General features: G+C 74.0%; 20 protein-coding genes and 1 tRNA gene. 7 read left to right on the top strand and 14 right to left on the bottom strand.

Translation table 11 applies throughout. The features are described from left to right. Positions 1-112 precede the first annotated feature (112 nt). On the top strand, positions 113-2,647 hold the full coding sequence (locus OG689_RS18120) for a hypothetical protein (protein WP_266321613.1): 2,535 nt from the start codon (positions 113-115) through the stop codon (positions 2,645-2,647). Positions 2,648-3,009: 362 nt separating this feature from the next. Here OG689_RS18120 and OG689_RS18115 read toward each other — a convergent pair whose 3' ends face one another. The 3 genes from OG689_RS18115 to OG689_RS18105 all read right to left on the bottom strand — a co-directional run bounded on the left by OG689_RS18115 (position 3,010) and on the right by OG689_RS18105 (position 6,759). Next, positions 3,010-4,518, bottom strand: a complete 1,509-nt coding sequence (locus OG689_RS18115) for a glycosyltransferase family 39 protein (RefSeq protein WP_266321611.1) — start codon at positions 4,516-4,518, stop codon at positions 3,010-3,012. Positions 4,519-4,958: 440 nt separating this feature from the next. Further along, positions 4,959-6,095: a LysR family transcriptional regulator gene (locus tag OG689_RS18110; RefSeq protein WP_266321609.1), complete on the bottom strand. Its 1,137-nt coding sequence runs from the start codon at positions 6,093-6,095 to the stop codon at positions 4,959-4,961. A gap of 118 nt (positions 6,096-6,213) precedes the next feature. Beyond that, positions 6,214-6,759: a carboxymuconolactone decarboxylase family protein gene (locus tag OG689_RS18105; RefSeq protein ID WP_266321608.1), complete on the bottom strand. Its 546-nt coding sequence runs from the start codon at positions 6,757-6,759 to the stop codon at positions 6,214-6,216. 123 nt (positions 6,760-6,882) lie between these two features. On the opposite strand from OG689_RS18105, the gene OG689_RS18100 reads away from it, so the two are divergent. Then, the gene (locus tag OG689_RS18100) at positions 6,883-7,488 is read left to right on the top strand and encodes a TetR/AcrR family transcriptional regulator (RefSeq protein WP_266321606.1); all 606 of its coding nucleotides are present in this window, start codon (positions 6,883-6,885) and stop codon (positions 7,486-7,488) included. Positions 7,489-7,605: 117 nt separating this feature from the next. On the opposite strand, the gene OG689_RS18095 is transcribed toward OG689_RS18100, so the two are convergent. From OG689_RS18095 to OG689_RS18070, 6 genes are all read right to left on the bottom strand, one after another. Further along, complete coding sequence (locus OG689_RS18095) at positions 7,606-8,178, bottom strand: HPP family protein (RefSeq protein ID WP_266321604.1); 573 nt, start codon at positions 8,176-8,178, stop codon at positions 7,606-7,608. 597 nt (positions 8,179-8,775) lie between these two features. Further along, a tRNA-Arg gene (locus OG689_RS18090) sits at positions 8,776-8,848 on the bottom strand. A gap of 503 nt (positions 8,849-9,351) precedes the next feature. Further along, entirely contained in the window at positions 9,352-9,546 is a 195-nt protein-coding gene (locus OG689_RS18085; protein ID WP_266321602.1) for a hypothetical protein, read from the bottom strand. 90 nt (positions 9,547-9,636) lie between these two features. Next, positions 9,637-10,170: a GNAT family N-acetyltransferase gene (locus tag OG689_RS18080; RefSeq protein WP_266321600.1), complete on the bottom strand. Its 534-nt coding sequence runs from the start codon at positions 10,168-10,170 to the stop codon at positions 9,637-9,639. A 91-nt stretch (positions 10,171-10,261) separates the two neighbouring features. After that, entirely contained in the window at positions 10,262-11,176 is a 915-nt protein-coding gene (locus tag OG689_RS18075) for a carbon-nitrogen hydrolase family protein (RefSeq protein WP_266321599.1), read from the bottom strand. Between the two features lie 133 nt (positions 11,177-11,309). Further along, complete coding sequence (locus OG689_RS18070) at positions 11,310-12,074, bottom strand: phosphatase PAP2 family protein (RefSeq protein WP_266321597.1); 765 nt, start codon at positions 12,072-12,074, stop codon at positions 11,310-11,312. Positions 12,075-12,543: 469 nt separating this feature from the next. Between OG689_RS18070 and OG689_RS18065 the strand changes: the two genes are divergently transcribed. Both OG689_RS18065 and OG689_RS18060 read left to right on the top strand, forming a co-directional pair. Beyond that, positions 12,544-13,515: a sigma-70 family RNA polymerase sigma factor gene (locus tag OG689_RS18065; protein WP_266321595.1), complete on the top strand. Its 972-nt coding sequence runs from the start codon at positions 12,544-12,546 to the stop codon at positions 13,513-13,515. 279 nt (positions 13,516-13,794) lie between these two features. Continuing rightward, positions 13,795-14,088, top strand: a complete 294-nt coding sequence (locus OG689_RS18060; RefSeq protein WP_266327785.1) for a hypothetical protein — start codon at positions 13,795-13,797, stop codon at positions 14,086-14,088. Positions 14,089-14,100: 12 nt separating this feature from the next. Here OG689_RS18060 and OG689_RS18055 read toward each other — a convergent pair whose 3' ends face one another. The 4 genes from OG689_RS18055 to OG689_RS18040 form a co-directional block, all read right to left on the bottom strand. Then, on the bottom strand, positions 14,101-14,556 hold the full coding sequence (locus tag OG689_RS18055; protein WP_266321593.1) for a hypothetical protein: 456 nt from the start codon (positions 14,554-14,556) through the stop codon (positions 14,101-14,103). 482 nt (positions 14,557-15,038) lie between these two features. Then, positions 15,039-15,380 (bottom strand): FmdB family zinc ribbon protein, encoded by a 342-nt coding sequence (locus OG689_RS18050; RefSeq protein ID WP_266321592.1) that lies wholly within the window; start codon positions 15,378-15,380, stop codon positions 15,039-15,041. A gap of 249 nt (positions 15,381-15,629) precedes the next feature. Beyond that, positions 15,630-17,009, bottom strand: a complete 1,380-nt coding sequence (locus tag OG689_RS18045; protein WP_266321590.1) for an MFS transporter — start codon at positions 17,007-17,009, stop codon at positions 15,630-15,632. Between the two features lie 410 nt (positions 17,010-17,419). After that, positions 17,420-18,904, bottom strand: coding sequence for a potassium/proton antiporter (locus OG689_RS18040; RefSeq protein ID WP_266321588.1), 1,485 nt, complete (start codon positions 18,902-18,904; stop codon positions 17,420-17,422). Positions 18,905-19,415: 511 nt separating this feature from the next. Here OG689_RS18040 and OG689_RS18035 point away from each other — a divergent pair. Next, positions 19,416-22,136 carry a penicillin acylase family protein gene (locus OG689_RS18035; RefSeq protein ID WP_266321586.1) on the top strand — a complete coding sequence of 907 codons (2,721 nt, stop codon included), beginning with the start codon at positions 19,416-19,418 and terminating at the stop codon, positions 22,134-22,136. 24 nt (positions 22,137-22,160) lie between these two features. Here the strand turns inward: OG689_RS18035 and OG689_RS18030 are convergent, their stop codons facing one another. Then, the gene (locus OG689_RS18030) at positions 22,161-22,772 is read right to left on the bottom strand and encodes a 5-formyltetrahydrofolate cyclo-ligase (protein WP_266321584.1); all 612 of its coding nucleotides are present in this window, start codon (positions 22,770-22,772) and stop codon (positions 22,161-22,163) included. 62 nt (positions 22,773-22,834) lie between these two features. Here OG689_RS18030 and OG689_RS18025 point away from each other — a divergent pair, with 62 nt between their 5' ends. Next, entirely contained in the window at positions 22,835-23,821 is a 987-nt protein-coding gene (locus OG689_RS18025) for a GGDEF domain-containing protein (RefSeq protein ID WP_266321583.1), read from the top strand. 53 nt (positions 23,822-23,874) lie between these two features. Further along, entirely contained in the window at positions 23,875-24,792 is a 918-nt protein-coding gene (gene galU / locus OG689_RS18020) for a UTP--glucose-1-phosphate uridylyltransferase GalU (RefSeq protein WP_266321581.1), read from the top strand. Positions 24,793-24,836: the final 44 nt, after the last annotated feature.

Here is a 24,836-nt window from a genome sequence, read left to right as displayed (position 1 = left end):
GCCGAATCGGCCGTCGCGTGGCGGAGACTGTACAGGTACTTGGGGCGGGGCGGCGGCTTCCCGAATTCGGGTCGGCCGGTGCCCCGCCAGGCGTATGAGGAGGCTGGGTTACGTGGGTGAGTCCCCCGACAGATTGCTGCGCGACGGGGAGCGGGAGCAGGAGCGGGAGACCCCGCAGGCCCGGCCGAAGACCGGCGCTGCCGGCACGGACGGTGCTGCTGGTGCGGACGGTGCTGCCGGGACCTCCGGTGCGGTCGAGGCTGCCGACACGCAGGCCGCCCGGCCGGCGGACGCGGCCCGGGACGCCGGCGCCGCGGTGCCGGCGGGCCCGACCGTACAGCTGCGCCTGCCCGCGGACGTGTCGGCCGGTGCGGCCGGTGCCACCGGCGCGGCCGGTTCGGCGGGTGCCGCCGGAGCGGGGGCCGGCGGGTCGTCCACCGGGTCCACGGCCGCCACCGCGACCGCCGGAGCACGCACCGGGGCCACGGCCCTGGCGGCCGGCCAGGGCGCCGGTACGGACGAGGGCCCGGACGGCGGTACGGACGAGGGCCCGGACGGCGGTTCGGACGGTGCCGAGGAACCCCCGTCCGCCGTACCGGCCGACCTGACGCTCGAACTGACCGTCCCGGCGCCGGACGCCCCGCCGGCCAAGGCCGGTCCCACCGTGCAGCTGCGTGTCCGCGAAGTGGACAACCGGACCACCGCCCTGCGCCTGCCGGCGGACAACGCGACCACCGCGCTGCGCCTGCCCGGCGCGGTGCTGCGCCCGGCCGCGGCCGTCGACGCCGACAGGAGCGCTGGTGACAAGCCCGTCGCCGAGCCCGCCGAGCGCGACGGCGAGGAGCCGGCCGCCGAGCCCGCCGTCGTCGGCGCCGCCGCGGCCGAGGCGGCGGCGCGACCGGCCGCGGTCGATCCGCGTCTCGCCATCCGGGACGGCATGGTCGCCGGCAGCCGCCCGCCCGGCCCGGCCGGGAAGTCCGCGAGCGCCGGACGTACCGCCGCACCGGAAGCCGATCCGGGCGCCGATCCGGAAGCCGAATCGGGTGCCGAACCGGGCACCGAGCCCGCTGCCGGACGTACCGTCGAACTGGCCGCCGCGCCCTCCCCCGACCTCGTCCGGACCGAGAAACTGGAGAAGCCGCCGTCGCTGCGCGCCACCCGGCCCGAGGCCCCGGTCGGCGGCCGGGTGCCGGAGCCCCCCGCGCCCTCCCCCCTCCCGGACCCCGAGCCGCAGCCCGAGCCCGAGCCGCTGCCGGCTCCCGGGCCGAGCCCCCGGCCGGCGCCCGGGCCGAGTCCCGAGCCCCTCCCGGCCCCCGAGCCGCGGCCGCTGCCCACCCCCGAGCCGCTGCCCACGCCCGAGCCGCTCCCGCTGCCGGAGACCACCTCCGAGGCGATGCAGGTGCTGGCCGCGCTCAGCGCCCGTCCGGTCTCCCCGCTGCGCCGGGCGCTGAAGCGGATCACCATCTGGACGGTCTTCCTGTCCCTGGTGCTCGGTGTCGTGGTGGCGGCCCAGCTGCTGCGCCCGCTGCCGCGGCCGACGGTCGGGCTCAGTGTGGCCACCACCTTCTCCTTCACCGGAAGCCCGCTGGACATGCCCTGGCCGGCCAAGGGCCAGTCGGCGGCCTCGGTGGTCGGTGTCGGCGACATGGGCAGCTCGGGCCCGGAGACGCCGGCCTCGATCGCCAGCGTCACCAAGGTGATGAACGCCTACCTGATCCTGCGCGACCACCCGCTGAAGAAGGGTGAGACCGGCCCCAAGCTCACCGTCGACAAGCAGGCCGCCCAGGAGTCCAGCGACGCCGACCAGTCCAAGATCACCCTCACCGAGGGCCAGCAGCTCACCCAGTACGAGGCGCTGGAGATGCTGATGCTGCCGTCGGCGAACAACGTGGCCCGACTGCTGGCCCGTTGGGACTCCGGCACGGAGGAGGCCTTCGTCCGGAAGATGAACGAGGCGGCCGCCGGCTTCGGCATGACCAACACCAGCTACGTCGACCCGGCCGGGTTCAACGCGGACACCAAGAGCACCGCGAAGGACCAGCTGAAGCTCGCCGAGCAGGTCATGAAGAACGAGATCTTCCGGCAGGTCGTCGCCGAGCCGGACACCAACTTCAACGGGCAGAAGGTGTTCAACACCAACATCCTGCTCTCCCCGAAGAACGGCATCATCGGCGTCAAGACCGGCTCCAGCACCCCGGCCGGCGGCTGCCTGATGTGGGCGGCCGTCAAGGACATCGGCGGTGTCCGGCGGATGATCCTCGGGGTCACCCTGGGCCAGCCGGGCACGGCCACCGAGGGCATCCTGAAGGCCGTCCAGACGGTGAGCGCCAAGCAGATCGCGGCGGCGCAGGGGGCCCTCACCGGGCAGACCCTGGCCAAGCAGGGCGACGTCGTCGGGTTCGTGGACGACGGCCTCGGCGGCAAGGTCCCGGTGGTGGCCACCAAGGACGTCACCGTGGCGGGCTGGGACGGCATCACCGCCACCCTGGCGCTGGAGCCGGCCACGGTCGGACACACCGCCAAGGCCGGCACCCAGGTCGGCGTGCTCAGGGCCGGCGTGGGCGAGGGCAGGGTCGAGGTCCCGGTGGCCCTGAAGTCGGACCTGGCCCCGCCGTCGATCCTCGCGCGGCTGACCCACCTGCTCTGACCCACCTGCTCCGATCCACCTGCTCGGATCCACCTGCTCCGGCGCACGCGCTCACGCGCAGGGCCGACCCGGCTGCCGCACCGAGCCGCAGCCTCCTCCCGCCCGACCGCACCGCGGTCGGGCGGGAGCTCTGTGTCGGGCCTCCGCCGCACCTCCGACCGTCCTCGGCGACGGCACCCCGGCAACCCTGCGGGGCCGCCGCAGCGAGGCGGCAGGAGGTGGGAAGGAGGTGGGCAGGAGGCTGGACGAAGCAGCCGTCCCGCGCCTGCCGGCGTGCCGGCAACGAGGACGGGACGGACGGTTGCCACCGTCCGTCCCGTCCTCGTTCCGCGCTCCGGGTGGTTGCGCCAGGCCTCGCGCGGTCAGCCCTTGCGCTCCAGCAGGGACACCGTGAGCCCCCGCATCTGCTTGACCTCGGTGGGCCGGTACTGCGCGAGCAGCGCGTTCGCCTGGTCGCCCGGCAGGCTGTGCAGCGGGTCCGCGGCGCCCTCGAAGGTCACCACCCAGATCCGGCCGCTCGGGCCCAGGCACTCGGCGGCCACCGGGCACTCGGCCGGGAAGAGGTCCTCGGCCTGGGCCGCCGTGTTCTGCAGGAAGACCGGGTACGGGTGGAGGTTGCGCGGCAGGTAGAAGTCGACGCCGGGCCCGATCATCGCCCAGTTCTTCTGGCCGTGCGGGGCGACCATGCCGTCCCCGGGACGGAAGCCGGCCGCTATCACCGCGGCGGCGCTCCGGTAGTCGTCGTCCCACTCGTGCGAGAACGCGCCGCGCAGCACCCGCTGCTGCGGCAGGGCCAGCACCGCCGGGACGGCGACCAGGGCGAGCGCCAGCACCGCGCAGACCCTGGCGGGCGCCCAGCGCCGCGCGGTCGCGTACAGCGCGCCGACCCCGCCGCCGGCCAGCGAGGCCCAGGCCGGCAGGGTGAAGAGCAGGTAGCGGTCGATGAAGTAGGAGGTCTCGCCGAGCGAGACTGCCCAGACCCCGACCACCGGCACCACGGCGAGCAGCAGCAGCTGGAGTGCCGGGATCCGCCGTCCGGACCACAGCAGGGTGGCCAGCGCCAGCGCCCCGAACACGTGGTAGACGTCCGCCGAGGCGAACAGCTGCTTGCCGAAGGCCCGCAACGCGTAAACGGTCGGGGTGGGGATCCAGCCGAGCTGGCGGTCGGACTGGCTGCTGCCCAACTGCATCAGCGGCACCACCGGCGCCAGCGCGGCCGCCACCGCCAGCGGGTAGTGCCAGAGCAGCCGCAGGTCCAACGCGGCCCGGGTGCGCCACAGGTGCAGCAGCACCAGCGCCAGCTGTCCGCCCACCGTACTGAGCGAGATCAGGTGGGCACCCCCCGCCAGCGCCAGGCAGGCGCTGAAGGCGGCCCACCGGCCGAGGCCGGGCCGGTCGAGCGCCCGCAGCAGCAGCCAGGTGGCGGCCGCCACCGCGCAGGTGACCAGCGCGTACGAGCGGGCCTCCTGGGCGTACCGGGAGATGCTGGGGACGACCGCCAGGAGCAGCCCGCCCGCCAGGCCCGCCACCCGGCTGTCGAACATCCGTCGCGCGGTGAGCGCGGAGAAGGCCGCGGCGCCGGCCATGGCGAGCACGGACGGCAGTCGCAGGGCGACGGTCGAGTCGCCGACGACGGCGGTCCAGCCGTGCATCAGGACGTAGTAGACGCCGTTGCTGGCGTCGACGTGGTCCAGCATCCGCAGCAGGTCGCCGAGGCTACGGGTGGACGCGGTCCAGGTGGACACCTCGTCCCGCCACAGGCCCGGGGTGGTCATCCGGTAGCCGCCGATGCAGAGCGCGACCAGCGCGGGCCATATCCACACATTGCCCGTCAGCCGGGAAACGGTTCGGGCGGGCGCGGATGGCGTCATGGAGCGGAGCCTCGTGCTGGAAGGGAGCGTCATGAGGAAGCACCGGGCCGACAGGCGACCGGAACGGCTCCCAGGCTACTGGAGATGAGCGCTGACGATTCATCCGGTTTCCTGAAAATGATCGCCCCGGTACCGTCCGCGCGACGGGTCCGTCCCGGTACCCGTGCGGGCTGCGGCGGACGGCGCCCGTGACCGTGTGCCGAGCGGTCCGGCGATGTCACCCACGGTGACGGCCAGCCGGTCGGCCCCGGCCGCCGGGCCGGGCTTCCGGGCCCTGCCCGGGGCGGTGGCCGGCAGCGGTGCGCACCGCGTCCGCGACCGTGTCCGGGTCGGGGACGGCGTACCGGGGACGCGGCGGCACCGGCTGCCGGCCGGTCCTGGGAGGTGGGGCCGCCGCGCCGGCGGGGCGGGCCCGGGGGGCACCACCGGTGGTCGGAACCTCAGGCGGCACCGGCCGGGGCCGCGGCACCGGCCTGGCTCCCGAGGGTGTCGGCGAGGGCCAGCCGGAGTGCCTCGGCCAGCGCCTCCCGGGGGCCCTCACGCAGGCCGCCCGCCCGGCCGGAGGCCAGCACCACGGACCAGCGCATCCGCGGTACGCCGGGCACCCTGAGCAGCCCGCCGCGGTAGCCGTCGCCGTCGCCGGCTACGGCCGGACCGGTCGGGAGCATGGCGCAGCCGAGACCCGCCCGCACGCCGGCGCCCGCCCCGTCGGCCGAGGCGGCCTCCAGGCACTCCGGGGTCACGCCGTACCGCAGGCGCAGGTACTCCGGCAGCCAACGCTGGGAGGGGCAGTCGAGATCCGTCACCACCGTCCGGTCAGGGGTCCACGCGGCCGCCCGGCCCGCCCGCTGCGGTCGGCCTCGTCCCTCCGGGCGTCCCGGGCGTCCTGGCTGTCCCGGGCGTCCTAGGCTCTCCGGCGGTCCAGGCCGGAGGCCGGCCGGGCGGTGCGGGCCGGCGCCGGTCACCGCGGCGAACTCCAGCTCCTGGAGGACGGTCGCCGAGAGGTCCCCGCGCGCCGGGCGGCCGTCGCCGTCGCCGGGCGCAACGGTCGCGCCGTTCACCTCGTTCATGCCGGGCATCCCGTTCATGCCGCTCATCCCGTTCACCCCGTTCACGCCGTTCTTACCGGAGAGCAGCAGCGCGGCGTCCAGGGTGCCGGCCCGTAGCGCGGCGGGGATCTCACGGCTGCCGACCGTCCGCAGTCCGATCCGCCGACCGGGGAGCAGCAGGCGGGCGAAGTGGGCCGTCCGGGCCAGCAGTTCGGCCTGGACGAGGGTCGGCGCCAGGCCCAGTGTCAGCCGGGGAGCGGTGGCCGCCGGGCCGCGCAGCGCCTCCTCCATCTCGCCCACCAGGCCGAGGAGTTGCTGTGCGTAGCCGCGCAGGGTGGCGCCGGCCGGGGTGAGCCGGACCCCGGCCGGGAGCCGTTCGAAAACCGGTTCGCCGACCTGCTTCTCCAGCGCCCGCATCTGGGCGGTGACACTGGACTGGGAGTAGCCCAGCCGGCGGGCGGCCGCCGTGAACGACCCGCTCCGGACCACCGCGCAGAAGGTGCGCAAGGTCCTGGCGTCGATGTCCATGTCGCCGTTCCTCCCGACCGGTGTGCCGCCCTGGCCTGTCTGGTCCTGCCCTGTCCCGTGCTGCCCGCGGCGGCCCGTCCCGAGTCGCCGCGCCGGTGCCGCGCTGCCACCTCACGGGCTACCCGGCGACGTGCGCGTCGACCAGCGGGAAGTCCAGGTCCGGCTCGGCCAGGTGGTTGAAGTAGTTCGAGAGCACGTTGAGGGCGATGTGGGCGACGATCTCGGTCAGTTCGGCGTCGGTGACGCCGGCCCGGCGGGCCTCGGCGACGGCCTCGTCGGTGACCCGGCCACCGGTGGCCATGATCTCGCCGGTGATCCGCAGGACCTGGTTCATGTGCGGGTCCGCGTCGGCGCCCTGCCGGGTCAGCAGCAGTTCGTCCGAGGTCATGCCGACCTTGCCGCCGCGCATGCTGTGCGCCGACACGCAGTAGGTGCAGCCGTTGCGCTGGGCGATGAAGAGCGCGAGCTGCTCGCGCCGGCGGGTGTCGAAGCTGCCGCCGACCAAGGCGTCGCGCAGGGCCAGGTAGCCGCGCAGGGCGGCCGGCCCGTTGGCCATGGCCGCGTACAGATTGGGCACCCGGCCGAGTTGCTTCCGGGTGTCCTCGATCAGCTCGCGCTGCTCCCCGGTGGCGGTGTCGGTGGTGAGCTGGGGCATCCGGGACATGGGGTCGCTCCTCGGCCTACGGCTGAAATGGAACCGATCGGTACCAAGCAGGACGGTACTGATCGGTTCCGTCTTAAGTCAACGGCCCGTCGACAATTCAGTACCGAGTGGTACCGTTTTTGGATGCCGACCAATGCCAGGGAGCGACTCCTCATCGCCGCCGAACGCCTCTTCTACGAGGAGGGCATCCGCGCCGTCGGGGTCGAACGAATCCTGGCCGAGTCCGAGGTCGGACGGGCGTCCTTCTACCGCCACTTCCCGAGCAAGGACGACCTGGTGGTCGAGATGCTCCGACGCCGCGACGCCAACTGGCGGGCCTGGCTCGCGCGGACGGTCGCCGCCAGCACCCTCGACCCGGAACAGCTCCCGCTCGCCCTCTTCGACGGGCTGGCCGAACGCTTCGAGGCGGCCGACTTCCGCGGCTGCGCCTTCATCAACACCATGATCGAGGAGGCCGACCGGAGCAGCCCGGCCCACCACGTGGCCGCGGAGCACAAGGAGAAGGTGATCGCGTACCTCGACCAGCTGCTCGTCGACGGCGGCTACCGCGACCATGCGACGCTGGCGCGCCAGTTCGCCCTGCTCGGGGACGGCGCGATCGTCGCCGCCCTGCGCGAGGGCGGCACCGAGCCCGCCCCGCGGGCCCGCGCCGTCGCGGCCGCGCTGCTCCGGGCGGCTGACCGCGAGCCGCAGCCACAGTCGGAGCCGCAGCCGCAGCCGCAGCCCTAGGAGCGGGCGCGGCGGCCCTCGGGACCGCTCACCGCCTCGGGACCGCCCACCGCCTCGGGACCGCCCACCGCCTCGGGACCACTCACCGCCTCGGGACCGCCGGCGCCTCGGCTGCCGTCACCACCACCGGGCCGGGTACCTCCCGATCGCTCCGATCCGTGCCGCAGCGGCCCCGACGAGCACGATCAGCACACTGCCCAGCACCAGCAGCGGCAGGAACCGCACCGGCGCCGGATGCTGGACGACCACCAGGACAGCGGTGGCCGCCGCCGGCGCGTGCACCGCCCGCAGCAGCCCCATCAGACCGGCCGACAGGCCGGCGGCCACCGCCGCGACCCAGAGCGAGCGGCCGAACAGGGCGCCTGCCGTCAGGCCCACCACCGCCGAGACGCCTTGGCCGAGCAGTACGGCGCGCGGCTGCGCCGGCGGCAGGGCGGGGGAGGCGCAGACGATCATCGCGGTGGCGGCCAGCGGGGCGATCATCAGCAGCAGGCCGCTCGCCTGCCCGAGGACGACCAGCACCAGCAGCGCCACGGTGGTCGTGACGGCGCCCAGAGCCGTCGCCCACAACGTGGGCGCGGGCGGCGGGGTCGGCGGGGTCGGCGCGGTCAGTGCGGTCAGTGCGGGCGGTGGGGCAGGTGCGTCGGCAGGCCGTGCCGGTGCGGGCGGCCTGCTGCTGGAACGGCTCACGGCGGACTCTCCTGTCGGGTGGATCGCCGGGTGGATCGCCGGGTGGGTTCCCGGGCGGACGGGCAGGCGGACCGCACAGCGGTGCGCAGCGCCGCCCCGCTGTCCCGCCGCGCCCGCCTCCCGGGGCGGTTGCCCGGACTCGGGACGATAGGGCCCGGAGCGGTCCGCCGGCGTCCCGGCGGACGCCCGGAGCCACGACGGGGGACGGTCGTGGGGCCGCAGGGAAGGACGTACGCGCAGGTCAAAGGGCTGGTGGGCGCCAGCCGGTCGATCGCTTTCCCCGGTCGAGGCCATGCGATGAGCCGATGGCACGAGCGGTGGTCCGCTCGCACCGGCGGGCGGGTGAAGGGGTGGGGACGAACCTCGGGGGCATCGGCCGGCCCGCCGTACCGCGGGGGCCTCCCTCTCGCCCGGCCGTTCGGTGAGCCGCGGTCAGCCACACCGCTCCACACCCAGATTGGTGCCGGTGCCGCTGTCCGGCCGGGCCTGCGATCGGCTGTCGCCGGGCCTGCTGTCCCGTCCGGGAACCACGAAGAGCCGGTCCCGGGTATCACCCGTGAGCCGGCCCATGGTCCTGCGGTGCGCTCGCGCGCGCTGTGCCCCAGGCAGGATTCGAACCTGCGACACCGGCTTTAGGAGAGCCGTGCTCTATCCCCTGAGCTACTGAGGCGGGGTGTCTCGCGGGCCTCGCCGTACCCCGGGGGGCTTGCTCGGCGCGGACCGACAGACGTGCTGGTCGGCCGGCGCGGCGTTGCGCCCGGTGGTGCCGTGGAGGGCGTCCGTCCGAGTGCGCAGCGGGGTGGCCTGCTGACCCCTGACAGACTAGCGGATGGTGCCTGCGGAGATCGCCCCAGTTCCGTTCATTGCGGTGCGGGCGTTCCGGTCGGGGTCCGGACACCGGCCGGCGGGCGCGCGGCCGGGCGGACGGGCGCGCGGGGTACCGGCGGCGTCCGTGGGTCGGCGGGGCGTGGGGGCGGGGCCGCGGTCGGAGGAGTGTCCGGACGAGGCAGCGCGCGTAGGCCCGGCGGGGCGGCGCTGTGGAGTTGTGACACAGGATCAGTCCCGTTGTCTCCCGGTTCGTGCGGTGTGTCCGGTGGTCGGGCCGGGTCCTTCAAGACCGGGTGCCGGACCGGGACATGGCTTCGGGCGTCCGGCCGCATCGGGGCCGGATGCCTACCGGCGCGGCCAGGGGGCGCGGCTGACCAGGGTGGTCCACTCGTTGTCGGGGCGTCCGGGGACGGATCGCCCGGCGCTGGTCCACCGGTGCACCAGTTCGTCGAAGATCGGCTCGTCCGGCTCGTCCGGGTGCAGAACCGTTTCGTCGTCGGCGAGGGTGGGCGGTCGCCATTGCGCAGGTATCACTCTCATGGTCCATCAACGGATTTCGGCGCCGGGAGGTTACCGGGCAGGCGCCGGGCGGACCGGGCTCCCCGCCGTGGCGGTGGTTCGGCGGGACCTTCAGGAGGGCGGGTCGCCGGGGCCGGGGAGCTCGTCCGCGAGCAGGTCCATCAGCAGGTTGTCGTGCCAGCTGCCGTCCGGACCGCGCTCGTAGCGGCGCATGACGCCCACCGGCCTGAACCCGACCTTGGTGTAGCTGCGGATGGCCGCCGCGTTGTCGGCGGCCGGGTCGATCACCACCCGGTGGTGCCCGTGCTCGGTGAAGAGGTGCCGGGCCAGGGTGCGGACGGCGTCCGTGCCCAGGCCACGGCCGTGCACCTCGGGGCCGAGGAAGATGTCGATGCTGGCGTGCCGGTAGTCCGGCTCGTCCTCCGCCGACCACTGGATCGCGCCGACCACCAGGCCCTGGTGCAGCACCACGAACGTGTGGGTGCCCGGGTCGGCGAGGTCCTCGGCGATCTCCGCGGGCAGATCGGGACCGCCGCGCCACCACCGGCGGACCTCGGGCGTGGCGCGGATGCCGGCGAGCGCGGGGACGTCGGCGGTGGTGGCCGGGCGCAGGGTGACCAGGGCGCCGTGCAGTGAGCTCCGCATGAGCCGGAGCGTAGCCCGGGCCCGCCGGTCCAGGGCCGCGACGCACGGCCGTCGGGCGCGGTCGCGCCCGGCGGCTCGGTGGCGGGGCGGTTCAGCCCAGGCGGTGCAGCAGGCGCCCGCCGGCAGCGGGGCCGGTGCGGAAGGCGGGGTTGCTGCGGAAGTCGTGGAGCAGCGGCTCGGACTGCCGGGTGGCGCTCAGGACGGCCGGGTCGAGATCGGCCAGGACGAGTTCGCGCGCGTCCGGGCCGGCCTCGGCGAGCAGGCGGCCGTCGGGGCTCCAGACGGCGCTGGCACCGCACGTGTTCCAGCCACCCGTCTGCCCGATGTGGTTCGACAGGACGGCGTAGACGGTGTTGTCGAGGGCGCGAGCGGGGAACCACGTCCGGGACTCGTGGTGGCCGTGGCCGACGCTGAAGAGCGCGCCGACCAGGTACGCGTGGCAGCCGTCCAGCGCGGCGGCCCGGGCGTGCTCGGCGAAACCGGAGTCGTAGCAGATGCCCAGACCGAGCCGCCAGCCGTCCAGTTCGAGGGTGCAGCCGGTGGTGCCCGGACGATAGATCTCGGATTCGGACTTGAAGAGGTACTGCTTGTCGTACCGGGTGACCAACTCCCCGTCGGGGCCGACGACCAGGGCGGAGACGCGCAGCTCGCCCGCTTCGTCGCGCACTGCGGCGCCGACCACCGCGGTCACGGCGCTCTCGCGGCAGGCATCGGTGATCGGGGCCAGCCGGGGGTCGACGGGCTGGACGGCGTGCCGCAGCGGGTCGGCGGTGATGAGGGCGGGTTCGTAGCCGGAGAGGAACTTCTCGGCGAAGAGCACCAGCCGGGCGCCGGCCGCGGCGGCTTCGCGGATCAGGGCGGCTGCCGTCGCGGCGTTGGTGGGGATGTCACCCGCCACGACCGGGGCCTGCACGGTGGCGATCCGCAGCACGGTGCTGGGAAGTCCGCCGGCGAGGGGGTGCTCGGCAGGGCGCGGGAGGTGGTCTGCGGTGGCTGTCGACGACATGCCAGAACGCTAGCCGAGAGTCGCCCGGGCGCCCCGGCCGGGGTTTGCGGGGCTCGGCCCGGACGGCGCTCGCTGCGTCCCTGCCCCCGCCTCCGTCCTCTGCCCCTGATCCCCTCGTGGCTCTTCCGGCCGGTCAGCCCTCCCGGCCCGGTGCGGACGTCTCGCCCGCCAGGACGCGCTGCACCCGGGGGCGGGTGCGCCAGTTGACCCGCCGGACGTCGCGGGCGAGGTCGCCCGGGCGCCAGAGCTCGACGGTGACGGTCACCGCGCCCAGGATCACCCCGGCGGCCAGCCAACCGGCCAGTACGTCGCTCGGCCAGTGCACGCCGAGGACGATCCTGGTCCAACCGACCGCGAGGATCGCCACGGCCGCCGCGCCGGTGGCAGCCGCGCGGCCGGCCCGGTTCGCGTGCGGGCGGATCAGCCAGACCAGGATCACGCAGGTGATCGCGGACGCCATCGCGTGCCCGGACGGGAAGGCCGGGCCGGTGTCGTGGGCGACCGGGTCGCCGAAGTGCGGGCGCGGGCGGCCGACGACCAGACCGAGCACCCGCAGGGCGGCCCAACCGATCAGCGCCTGGGCCGCCGCCCAGGCGGCCAGCACCCGGGCACCGATCAGCCAGAGCCAGACGGCCGCCAGCCCCAGCAGGGTCCGCATGGTGACCGTGCCGCCGATGTTGCTGAGGGTCTGCACGGCGGCGGTCCAGGCGGTGTGGTCGCGGGCGTAGCCGTGCTCGCCGTCGGTCCAGGCCCGGTCGAGCCGGACCAGCGGCCCCCAGTGCGCCTCGACCAGGGCGAACAGCACCGCGAAGAGCGCGGCGCAGCAGGCCGACACCGCCCCGTACCGCAGCAGATGGCGGTTCGGGGCAGCTGAGGGCGTGCCTTTGGTCAGGTGCATGGCTGACACATTCCCAGCGGGTCGTGCCGATCCGGCGGTGGACGCATAGCGATTCGGCATCTTTTGTGCGGAGAAGCTGGGCGCGGGTTCCCGGGCGGGGCTCTCGGTTTTTTCGGTGCGAGTACGGAGCACCGGGTGGGGAGTTCGGGGGTCGGGAACGCGAAGGGGGGTTCCGGGGGTTCATGTTGCGGAGGGCGCGAACCGCGGATCGAATGGATGTTCCATCAATGGGCGGCGAATCGCCGGGTCGGCCGGGATCTGGCACCCGCCGTGTCGTTCCGCTCACCCTCCGCTCAAAGCCGGGGTGAAAATCGGCAGGATACTGCATCGGGCGAAGAATCTGAGCGACATGGGAATGTTGTCCGGATTCTGTGCGTTGGATCGTTACGTGTGAGCCCCGAAGAGGGCCCGCATTCTTGCCCTTGCGGGCAGGCAGGCAGACCTCGGCAACATCAGCAAGGGAGCAAGCATGGCCACCCGTGCCGTCGTTCGCGACAGGGCCGACCGGACTCGCGCGGCCCGCCCGACCAACTTCGAAGCCGACCGTGACCTGGTCGGGATGTACCTCGACGAGATCGCCAGGACGCCCCTGCTCGATGCCGCCGAGGAGGTCGAGCTGTCGCTGCGGATCGAGGCCGGCGTCTACGCCCAGCACCTGCTGGAGCAGGGCACGCTCCCCGAGGGCGCCGAGCGCGAGGAGCTGGAGGCGATAGCCGAGGACGCGGAACGCGCCAAGGACGTCTTCATCCGCTCCAATCTCCGGCTGGTCGTGGCGGTGGCCCGGCGCTACCCCCGCAGTGGCCTGCCCCTGCTCGACCTGATCCAGGAGGGCAACGCCGGCCTGGTCAGGGCGGTCGAGAAGTTCGACTACGCCAAGGGCTTCAAGTTCTCCACCTATGCGACGTGGTGGATCCGGCAGGCGATCACCCGCTCGATCGCCGACCAGTCCCGCACCATCCGGCTGCCCGTGCACCTGGTCGAGGAGCTCGGCCGGATCCGCCGGGTGCAGCGCGAGAAGGCCAAGGAGCTGGGCCGTGAGCCCGAGCCGTCCGAGATCGCCGCGGAGCTCGACACCACCGAGACCCGGATCAAGGACGTGCTCGACTGGGCGCGCGACCCGGTCAGTCTGAACATGTCCGTCGACGACGAGGGCGAGACCCAGTTCGGCGACCTCGTCGAGGACACCGGCGCGACCTCGCCCGAGGATGCGGTGATGGTGATGCTCCGCCGTGAGGAGCTGGACGGTCTGATCGGGCGCCTGGACGACCGCACCGCGTCGATCATCCGGTCCCGCTACGGCATGGAGGACGGCCGCGAGCGGACCCTCACCGAGGTCGGCAAGCAGCACGGGCTCACCCGCGAGCGGATCCGGCAGATCGAGAAGCACGCGCTGGCCGAGCTGAAGAAGATCGCCGACCACGCGGGCTTCGAGGCCGCCTGACCTTCACGGCCGGACGAGCCGTACGGACCCCGGTGCGGGCGTAAGCCCACGCCGGGGTTCCGGCGTGCGTGGGCGCGGTCGAGCGCGGACAGCGTGCGGGAGTACCGGCGGACGGGGCGGGTCAGGGCAGGTGGATCGGAGCGGGTGGATTTTCGGGGTGGGCGGGCTGCTGGGGGGCGGGCGGGGTCGAAGGAGGTCCGGGCCGGGCGGCGCGGCTCGTAGGCTGGTGACGGATCGGCCCGAGCGGTCGGGCCGGTCGCAACGGCTGGAGGTAGGGCGATGGGCGAGCAGCATCCGGGTCGGCCCGGTGACGGGGAGCAGGACGGGGCGGATCGGTCCGCGTCCGGTCGCGCGGAGGCGGTGACGGTCGTGGGCGGGTCGGAGGCCGCCGAGGCGGCGGGCCGGGGGTCGGTCGTGGCGGGCAAGGCCAAGCTGGTCTTCGGTGACCCGTTGGAGCAGCAGTCCGGGGACGATACCGATCGTGGTTGGGGTGAGCGGCCGGGAGCCGGCGAGAGCGCCGGACGGGGCCTGGACTGGTACCTCAGTCAGCGGCCCCCGCACCACGGCGGCTGAGCCCTGGCCGGCTCAAGGGGTCTGTGGTGCTCCCCCGCCAGGCGTGCAGCGCGGCGCCGCGGCCGGCTCGTGAGCGGCTGCCGCGGTCGAGGCGGCAGCGGGAGGTGGCGGGCCCGGGCGCAGTGGTCCGGCGGCGAGTGCCGTGGCGGCGGCGAGCAGGCCGGCGGCGAGCACGCCCGGCCGGTGGCGTACGGCCTGCTGGAGCCGGTGCCGCCCGCTCCCGCCGCGCCGGATGGGTGCGAACTCCGGCACCGCCCGGCGCGGCGGCACCGCGGGCGCGGCGGCCGGGACGGTACGCCGGGCGGAGGCCCGGTGCCGCGCGCCGCCGGGCGACGCCGCCGGCACGGCGCAGGATGGCGGCGCGACGGGCCGGGCGTACGCGGGCGGGGCCGGCGGCTGGCCGTACGCGGGCGGGGACACCGGGCGGGCGCAGGTGGACGGGAGCAGGGGCCGGGTGGGGTGGGTCATGACGGGCACCGCCTCGGGTGGGGAGCTACTCGGGTGGGGGCTGGGAGCGGCGCGGCCGGACCTGCCGGCGGCGGGCCGGTACCGCGCTCACCGGCGTCGGGCCGGTGGTGCGTGCTCAGCCTGCGACCACCGGGCCGGTGGCGGAATCCCCGTCCGGTTTCCTGTGGACAACCCGGGGCTGTGGATAACTTCGTTCACCCGCAAGGGTGAGAGTCAGAGCCGCGACCGGTCCCAGGGCCACGAGACGCCTGACCGGTACCCAGGGCCACCACCAGACGCCCGACCGGTTCCCAAGGCCACCACCAGACGCCCGACCCGTTCCCAAGGCCACCGGTACCCAAGGCCACCGGCATCCCCGGCGGCCGACCCCGGAGGCGGTCATGCGAAAGGCCTGGTGCCACCGCACAGAGCGGTGACACCAGGCCCTTCGAAGTCCGTTCCGGTCCTGACCGGCGCGCGAGCGGCGCTGCCGGCCGCCCGGTTCAGCTCGCCGAGGCGCTGCCGGTCGACTTGGCCGCGGCCGGAGCCGGGGTCGTGGAGGTGCTGGAGCCACCGGTGGAGGAGCCGCTGGTGGACGAGCCACCCGTGGACGAGCCGCTGCCGGCGGTGGCGGCGGACGAAGCCCCGCCGACCGAGCTGCTGGAGGACGAGCGGCTGTCCGTCCGGTAGAAGCCGGAGCCCTTGAAGACCACACCCACGGCCGAGAAGACCTTGCGGAGCCGTCCCTGGCAGTCGGGGCACGTGGTCAGCGCGTCGTCGGTGAACTTCTGCACCGCCTCCAGGCCGTTGCCGCACTCGGTGCACTGGTACTGGTACGTGGGCACTTGACTTCCTCCTGCACTTCCCCCTGGCACTCTCGCCTGATGAGTGCTAACGACGGTCAATGATGCGGCATTCCGCCTGATCAGTCCAGCGCCGCAGGTGTGAGATACCCCCACCGGCGGGCCCGGACGGCCGGACGGGCGGGTACGGACGATCGCCCGACCCCGAGCCGTCGCCGCGCGAGGCCGGTCGGCCGCCGCTGCGGCGACCGCTCCGACAGCCGCGTCCCGGCGTGTCCGCCCGGCCCGGCCTCAGCCCTTCGCGGCCCCCACCAGCTGCGCCGTGGCACCGCTCTTCGCCAGGGTTCGGACCGGCGTGCCGGAGCCCGCCGCGCCCGCACCCGCGAAGGTCGAGGGGACGAGCACGTCCGCAGCCTCCGAGGGTACGGCGGTGCGCGCCGCGCCCGCCGTCGGCGCGACGAGCAGCCGCCGCAGCAGGGCCAGGGCCAGCAGTCCGAGGCCGGCGCCGGCCACCGGCACCAGGAACCCGGCCGACGGGCCGTGGCCGTCGATCAGCCGGCCCGCGACGGTCGAGCCGGCGGCGAGGCCGAGGCCGATCGCGCCGGTCAGCCAGGTGAAGGCCTCGGTCTTGGCACCGTCCGGGACGAGGGTCTCGACCAGCGTGTAGCCGGTGATCAGGGTCGGGGCGATGGCGAGTCCGCAGACCAGCCCGGCGAGCGCGAGAGCGGTCAGGTTGGGCATCGCCCAGAGGGTGGAGCAGCCGAGGACCAGCAGCGCGTAGCTGCCGAGCATCCGCCGGCGGGCCGAGCTGCGCCAGGCGACCATGCCGTAGAGCACGCCGGCCAGCATCGAGCCGCCGGCGAAGACGCCGTACACGATGCCGCTGGCGCCGGGGCGTCCGGCGGCCTCGGCGAAGGCGGTCACCGAGACCTGCATGGCGCCGAAGACGGTGCCGACGCCGAGGAACGCACCGGCCAGCAGCCGGACCCCGGGCGAGGCGAGCGCGGAGACCCGCCGGGCGCCGGCCACCTGCGGGTGGCGGGCCGGCGCGGTGCCGCGCTGCGCGGCGAAGGCGAGCCCGCCGAGGACGGTCAGGGTGGCTTCGGCGACGAGTCCGGCGGCGGGGGTGACCCCGGTGGCGACGGCGGTGGCCAGCACCGGGCCGACCACGAAGGTGAACTCGTCCGTCACGGACTCGAAGGCGAAGGCGGTGTTGAGGGTGCCGGGGGAGGAGTCGGCCAGCTTGGTGACCCAGCGGGCCCGGACCATCGCGCCGATCTGCGGCACGCTGGCGCCGGCCGGGGCGGCGGCGAGGAAGAGCGTCCAGACCGGGGCGTGGCCGAGGGCCAGCGCGATCAGCGCACCGACCGAGACGGCGTGCACCAGCACGCTCGGCAGCAGGACGGCGGACTGGCCGTAGCGGTCGGCGAGGCGGCCGGTCTGCGGGCCGACGAAGGCCTGGGCGACGGCGGAGACCGCCGCGACGGCGCCGGCCGTCCCGTACGAGCCGTGGGTGTCGAGGACCAGCAGCACGATGCCCAGGCTGAGCATCGCGTAGGGCAGGCGGGCGGCGAAGGCGGGTACCAGGAACCTGCGGGCTCCCGGGGTACGCAGCAGCGTGCCGTACCCGACTCGGGCGGGGGCGTTGTCGAGCGTTCGGCGGGCCGTCACGTTCGGTTCTTCCTGCTGCCTGGTAGCGCGGCAGGGGTATGGGTGGCCCCGACGGCGCCGAGAGTCGTCCTCTCGCGCGTCGACCGGGGTAGATACCGGGCCCGGCGGTGGGTGCTGCGGGCCGCGGCCGCCGAGCGGTCGCGCCAACTCTGCTTCAGGCAGATGTTGCGGATGTATCAGTCGTTGTTCGCGTTCTTATACGCGCGTAGACACGCGTATTCCTCCACAGTACAGGCTCCGAGGCAACTCGTCCTGTCGAATCAAGGTGAACGCTCGGTGACACGGTGGAATTCCACCGCCCGCCGGCCCGCCTGTCCGCCCTCGTCGGTGCCTGCCCGTGTCGGCGAAAGCCCGCCCGCCGCTCGTGGTCCGCCGCCACCCGCCGCCCTGCGGGCCGGGCCGGGCGGGGCCTACCGCCCGTTGAGCCAGCCGGCCAGCTTCCCGCCCTTGTCGACCGCCCGCAGGCGCTTCTCGGCGGCCTCGCCGACGGCGTCCGTGGTGACCACCAGCAGCTCGTCCCCGCCGCGCAGCACGGTGGTCTTGTCGGGCACGAAGCTGCTGCCCTCCCGCACCACGAGGGTCACCGCGGCCCCGGCGGGAAGTCGCAGCTCGCCGACCTCCACCCCGGACATCCGGGAGCCGGCCGAGAGGGCCACCGACAGCAGCTGCCCGTGCAGCTTCTCCAGCGGGGCGGACTCGATGCCGAGGTCCTGGCCCATCGCGCCTTCGGAGATCTTCAGCCACTTGGCGACCCACGGCAGGGTCGGCCCCTGGATCAGGGTGAAGACCACGACCAGGATGAAGACGATGTTGAAGATCTCCTGGGCCCGGGGGGCCCCGGACACCAGCGGGATGGTGGCCAGCACGATCGGCACCGCCCCGCGCAGCCCGGCCCAGCTCAGCAGCGCCTGCTCGCGCAGCGGGAGCTTGAACGGGGTGAGCGTCAGCAGTACCGACAGGGGGCGGGCGAGCAGGACCAGCACGCTGCCGATGACCAGCGCGGGGACGACCGCCGAGCCCATGCTGGCGGGGGTGCAGAGCAGCCCGAGCAGGACGAACATGCCGATCTGCCCGATCCAGGCCAGTCCGTCCGCGAAGCCGCGGACGGCGGGTCCGTGCGGCAGCTTGGCGTTGCCCAGGATGACCGCGCTGACGTAGACGGCCAGGAAGCCCGAGCCGTGCAGCAGGGCGCCGCCCGCGTACGCGAGGACGATCAGGGCGAGCACGGCGATCGGGTAGAGGCCGGAGGACGGCAGGGCGACGTGCTTGATCGCGTAGGCGCCGAGCTTGCCGATCGCGAGGCCGACCGCGGCGCCGATGGCCAGCTCGGCGACGATGGTGCCGGTCAGCACGTACCAGGAGTCCGCCTCGCCGGTGGTGGCGAACGCGACGACCAGGATGACCACGGGGGCGTCGTTGAAGCCCGACTCGGCCTCCAGCAGGCCGGTCAGCCGGTGCGGGAGCGGGACCATCCGCAGGACGGAGAAGACAGCGGCGGCGTCGGTCGAGGAGACGATCGCGCCGAGCAGCAGGGCGGCCCGCCAGTCCAGGCCGACCAGGTAGTGCGCGCCGGCCGCGGTGACGAAGACGCTGATCGCGACGCCGAAGGTGGCCAGGACGACTGCGGCCGGCATCACCGGTCTGACCTCGCGCCAGCTGGTCTTGAGGCCGCCCTCGGCGAGGATGACCACCAGGGCCGCGTAGCCGAGCACCTGGGTGAGCTCGGCGTTGTTGAAGGTGATGCCCAGGCCGTTCTGGCCGAGTGCCACCCCGATGCCGAGGTAGATCAGCAGGCTGGGAAGTCCGGAGCGGGTGGAGATGCGCACGGCGACCACCGCGACCAGCAGGATCGCGGAGAACTCGAGCAGGAAGTGGTTCAGGTGGTCAACAGTCACGCAGGGGCACCTCGGGCAGCGGGCGGACGGGGTGGCTGACGGATCGTCACACGGATCGTTACTCAGTCTAACATTTTACCCGCTCTTTAGGTTGAAATTCTCCCTGCTCAGAGTCCTGCCGGCGGTCCTGCCCACGGCCCGGTCCGCGGCCTGCCCACGGCCCGGTCCGCGGCCTGCCCACGGCCCGGTCCGCAGTCCTGCCCAGGGCCCTTCCCGCAGTCCCGCCCGGGCCCGGCCGCGGTCCGCGCACGGTCCGGGGCCGGGTCGGACAGCTCTCGGGTCCACCCCGGCACCCTGCCGGACCCGCCCGGGAACCGCCTTCGAACCCGCTGCGGGAGCCCCCGGGAGGGCCTTGGATCCAACGGTGGGCGTCCCCCGTGCACGGCCGCCACTTGAGTCGGCCTAATGTGGTGACCTGTCACGGCCGCAACCCGAGACCTGCCCGCCCGTCGCCCACCGTCACCCTCCAAGGACGCCCTCCGGGCGACAACGTTTGATGCCAAGGACCCAGATGCCCCGCTCGAAGAAGTTCCGGCGCGCCCGTCTGATCGTGCTCGCGCTGGCCGTGCTCCTGGTGGCCGGAGTCGGATACGGCGGCTACCGGGGGGTGGCCGCGGTCCGCGCGTCCTTCCCGGACGTCAACGGCAGCGTCAAGGTGCCGGGGCTCTCCGCGCCGGTGGACGTCGAACGGGACGCCAACGGCATCCCCCAGCTCTACGCCGACACCCCCGTCGACCTCTTCCGCGCCCAGGGCTACGTGCAGGCCCAGGACCGCTTCTGGGAGATGGACGTCCGACGGCACATCACCGCCGGACGGCTCTCCGAGATGTTCGGCGCCGGCCAGGTCGAGACGGACACCTTCCTGCGGACCATGGGCTGGCGCCAGGTCGCGCAGAAGGAGTACGACTCCCTGCTGGAGCCGGAGACCAAGAAGTACCTGGACGCCTACGCGGACGGCGTGAACTCCTGGCTCGCCGAGCACCCGGGCGGCGAGAGCGCCTCCCTGGAGTACGCCCTGCTCGGTGTCGCCAACGCCGACTACAAGCCCGAGAAGTGGACGCCGGTCGACTCGGTGGCCTGGCTCAAGGCGATGGCCTGGAACCTCTCCGGCAACCTGCAGGAGGAGATCGACCGCTCCCTGCTCAGCCAGGACTTCAGCGCCGACAAGATCGCCCAGCTCTACCCGGACTACCCGTACGCCCGCAACGGCACCATCGTGAAGACCGGCACCGTCAGCGGCGACACCTACAAGCCGGCCGACGGCTCCACCCCGCCGCCCGCCGCCCCGGCCGCCCCCACGGCCCAGGGCGCGGTCACCACCCAGGCCCTGCTCAAGGACGTCTCCGACCGGATCGACGCCATGCCGCAGCTGCTCGGCCGGCAGGGCCAGGGCATCGGCTCCAACTCGTGGGTGGTGGCCGGCGGCCACACGACCACCGGCAAGCCGCTGCTCGCCAACGACCCGCACCTCGGCCCGGGCATGCCCTCCGTCTGGTACCAGATGGGGCTGCACTGCCGCGCGGTCTCGGCCGCCTGCGCCTACGACACCGCCGGGTTCACCTTCGCCGGCATGCCGGGCGTGGTGATCGGCCACAACAACAACATCTCCTGGGGCTTCACCAACCTCGGCGCCGACGTGACCGACCTCTTCCTGGAGAAGGTCACCGCGCCCGACAGCTACCAGGTGGACGGCAAGGAGGTGAAGTTCGAGCTGCGCAAGGAGACCATCAAGGTCGCCGGCGGCGAGGACCGCACCATCACCGTCCGCACCACCCAGAGCGGCGCGCCGCTGATCTCCGACGCCAGCTCCGAGCAGCGCAAGGTCGGCACCTACGCCCCCAACGGCAACGCCGCCCCCGACCGCGGCACCACCGGCTACGGCGTCGCCCTGCAGTGGACGGCGCTCACCCCCGGCAAGACCATGGACGCGGTCTTCAAGCTGGACCGCGCCACCGGCTGGGACGACTTCCGCGGCGCGGCCAAGGACTTCGCCGTCCCCGCGCAGAACCTCGTCTACGCCGACACCAAGAACAACATCGGCTACCAGGCGCCCGGCAACATCCCGGTCCGCGGCGCCGGCGACGGCAGCTACCCCTCGCTCGGCTGGGACTCCGCGTACGGCTGGAAGGGCTCGATCCCCTTCAACACCCTGCCCTACAGCTTCAACCCGGCGGCCGGCTACATCGTCACCGCCAACCAGGCCGTGGTCGACCCGTCGTACAAGCCCCTGCTGACCAAGGACTGGGAGTACGGCACCCGGGCCAAGGAGATCACCGACCAGATCGAGTCCAAGCTGAAGAACGGCGGCAAGATCTCCCCGGACGACATGCAGTCCGTCCAGCTGGACAACACCAGCGTGATGGCCCAGACGCTCGTCCCGCTGCTGCTCAAGGTGCAGATCGACGACCCGTACGTGCGTGAGGCCCAGGACCTGCTCAAGGACTGGAACTTCCACCAGGACGCCGACTCGGCGGCCGCCGCCTACTACAACAGCGTCTGGCGCCAGCTGCTCAGCCTCGCCTTCGGCCAGAAGTTCCCGGCCGGCCTGCGGGCCGAGGACAACTGCCTGCTCGTGCACGCGCCGACCGACCCGACCAAGCCGGACACCACCACCACGATCGTCACCGAGTGCGGCACCCGGGACCCGGGCAAGGCCCAGCCCGACGGCGGCGACCGCTGGACGGAGGTCGTCCGCCAGCAGCTCACCCAGCCCGACGGCGACTGGTGGACCTACATCGACGCCGACCACCACGAGCAGAAGGGCATGAACAACCTGCTCGCGGAGGCCATGAAGGACGCCCGCCAGGACCTCACCTCCCGGCTCGGCAAGGACATCTCCACCTGGAGCTGGGGCCGCCTGCACACGCTGACCCTGCGCGAGCAGACGATGGGCACCGACGACTCGTCGATCGCCTCCGGCCTGGTCCACAAGATGCTCAACCGCGGCCCGTACGAGCTGTCCGGCGGCACCGCCGCGGTCGACGCGGCCGGCTGGAACGCGGCGGCCGGCTACGAGGTGGACTGGATCCCCTCGATGCGCATGGTGGTCGACCTGAGCGACTTCGACGCCTCGCACTGGATCAACGTCGGCGGCGCCTCCGGCCACGCCTTCCACCAGAACTACAACGACCAGACCGCCCTCTGGGTCAAGGGCCGGCTGCTGCCCTGGGCCTACTCCAAGGACGCGGTCGCCAAGGCGACCAGGAACAAGCTGGTGCTCACCACCGGCTGACCGCCGACGCCGCAGACGCCCCCGTCACCCCTTCGGGCCGCCACCGCCCGCCCGCCCGCGCGGGCCCAGCCGGTGCACCCCCGAGGGGGTGACGGCCGCGTCCACCGGCAGGTCGTGCGGCTCGGCCGGGACGCTGTCCAGCAGCTCGCCCTCGTACAGCAGGGTGGCCAGCAGCGGGTGCGCCCCGGCCCGGGCCAGCCGGGCCAGCACCCGGTCGTAACTGCCGCCGCCGCGGCCCAGCCGCAGGCCGTGCCGGTCCACCGCCAGACCCGGCAGCAGCACCACCGACGCCGCCGTCACCGCGTCCGGGCCCAGCCGCGGCCCGGTCGGCTCCAGCAGCCCGCGGGTCGCCGGGGCCAGCGCGTCCGGGCCCTCGTACCGGGCCCAGTCCAGGTCGTTGTCGGCCAGCAGGACGGGCAGCAGCACCCGCACCCCGCGCTCCGCCAGCGCGTCCAGCAGCGGCCCGGTACCCGGCTCGGCGCCCACCGAGACGTACGCGGCCACGGTCTGCCCGGGCTCGGCCAGCCCCGCCGCGTGGCCCGCCAGCGCGGCCGCCGCCGCCTCCCGTGAGCGCGCCGAGCCGGCCCGCCGCTCGGCGAGCAACCGTGTCCTCAGTTCCGCCTTCTCGTTGTGCAAGGGATCCTCCACAGCTCTGTGCCCGGTGACGGTCAGAGCCTGACATGCGGAAGGCGCCCCCGATGTCCACCGCGTTACTGGTCCAGGCCATGGCCGTACTGAGCGTTCCGGCGCTCGCCGGCGCCACCCTGCTGGGGGTCCGGCTGCGCCGGGGCGACTCCGGCACGGCCCTGCGCGAGGCGGGCCTGCGCGGGCGGATCACCGAGCTGGAGGAGCGCTGCGCCGAGCTGGAGCGCACCGCCTCCTGCGACCCGCTCACCGGGGCGTGGAACTACCGGCACCTGCAGCTCACCCTCGGCCGGGAGATCGAGCGGGCCCGCCGCGCCGACCAGCGCGCCGACCGGCTGGACCAGCCGCACCCGCTGGCCGTGCTGATGCTGGAGATCTCCGGCTTCGACGCGATCATCGCCGAGCAGGGCCGGGGCCGCGGCAACGCCATGCTGCGCGACCTCGTCCAGCGGCTGGGCATGGAGATCCGCCGCTCGGACACCCTCGGCCGGTACGGCGGCCAGGAGTTCCTGGTGCTGCTGCCCGACACCGGCGTCGAGGGCGCCGTGCAGGTCGCCGAGCGGCTGGTCTGGTCGGTGCGCCGGCACCGCCTGCTGGACTGGTCCTCCGGCCCCCGCGAGCCGCGCCCCGTCGACGGCAACGGCCTGACCGCCGCCGTCGGCATCGCCGTCCTGCCCCGGGACGGCGCCCACGCCGCCCTGCTGCTGCGGGCCGCCGACCGGGCGCTCACCGAGGCCAAGCAGGCCGGCGGCGACTGCTGGCGCGGGGCGAGCCCGCCGCGCCCCGCGGTGGAGTCCCCGGTGTCCGGCGCCCCCGCGGCCCGGACCGCCGCCGAGGCCCCCGGGCAGGACCGGCGCGGTCGCCCGGCGGCCGGGGAACCCTCGCCGGACGGTCCTGGGCACCCCCGCCCGGAGGCGGTGCACGACCGGTCGTCCGATCCGGGTAGCCTGTCGCCCAGTAACGGAGAGGGGACCCTCACCCCCGCCGTCGATCCGGCCCCGCCGAGTGCTGTCGCCGCAGGCCGCGACCGTTGTTCATAGCGGCTTCATCCTGCTCACAGCCCGGTCTAAACACGCCTTAGTAAGGTAAACGAATGACGACGACCTCCCGCACTCCTGTGACCAAGGCCGTGGTGCCCGCAGCCGGTCTGGGGACCCGGTTCCTGCCCGCCACCAAGGCCACGCCGAAGGAGATGCTGCCGGTCGTGGACAAGCCAGCCATCCAGTACGTCGTGGAGGAGGCCTCCGCGGCCGGCCTCTCCGACATACTGATGGTGACCGGCCGCAACAAGCGCGCCCTCGAGGACCACTTCGACCGCGCGTACGAGCTGGAGGAGCTGCTCGTCCGCAAGGGCGACCAGGACCGCCTGCGCCGGGTCCGCGAGTCGGTCGAGCTGGCCAACATGCACTACGTCCGCCAGGGGGACCCGAAGGGTCTCGGGCACGCCGTCCTGGTCGCCGAGCAGCACGTCGCCGGCCAGCCGTTCGCCGTCCTGCTCGGCGACGACCTGATCGACCCGCGCGACCCGCTGCTCTCCCGCATGATCGAGGTCCAGCAGGAACTCGGCGGGTCCGTGGTCGCGCTGATGGAGGTGCTGCCCTCGCAGATCCACCTCTACGGCTGCGCCGCGGTCAAGGCCAACGGCTTCGGCGACGACGTCTTCCGGGTGACCGACCTGGTCGAGAAGCCGGAGACCGCAGACGCGCCCTCCAACTACGCCGTGATCGGCCGCTACATCCTGGACCCGGCGGTCTTCGACGTCCTGCGGGACACCCCGCCCGGCCGCGGCGGCGAGATCCAGCTGACCGACGCCCTGCGCGTGCTCGCCGGCCACGACGAGGACGCCGGCGGCCCGGTGCACGGCGTGCTCTTCAAGGGCCGCCGCTACGACACCGGCGACCGTGCGGACTACCTGCGCGCTATCGTCCGACTGGCGTCCGAGCGCGAGGACCTCGGCCCGGAATTCCGTTCCTGGCTGAAGGAGTTCGTCCGCGACGAGATGCAGGACTGAACCGACGACTGAGAGCGAGAGAGCGATGACCGGGCCCACGGAGC

Source organism: Kitasatospora sp. NBC_00240 (assembly GCF_026342405.1).
Classification (GTDB): Bacteria; Actinomycetota; Actinomycetes; order Streptomycetales; family Streptomycetaceae; genus Kitasatospora.
The sequence above is the reverse complement of the archived record's forward strand: the minus strand, read 5'-3'. Positions and strand labels throughout refer to the sequence as shown.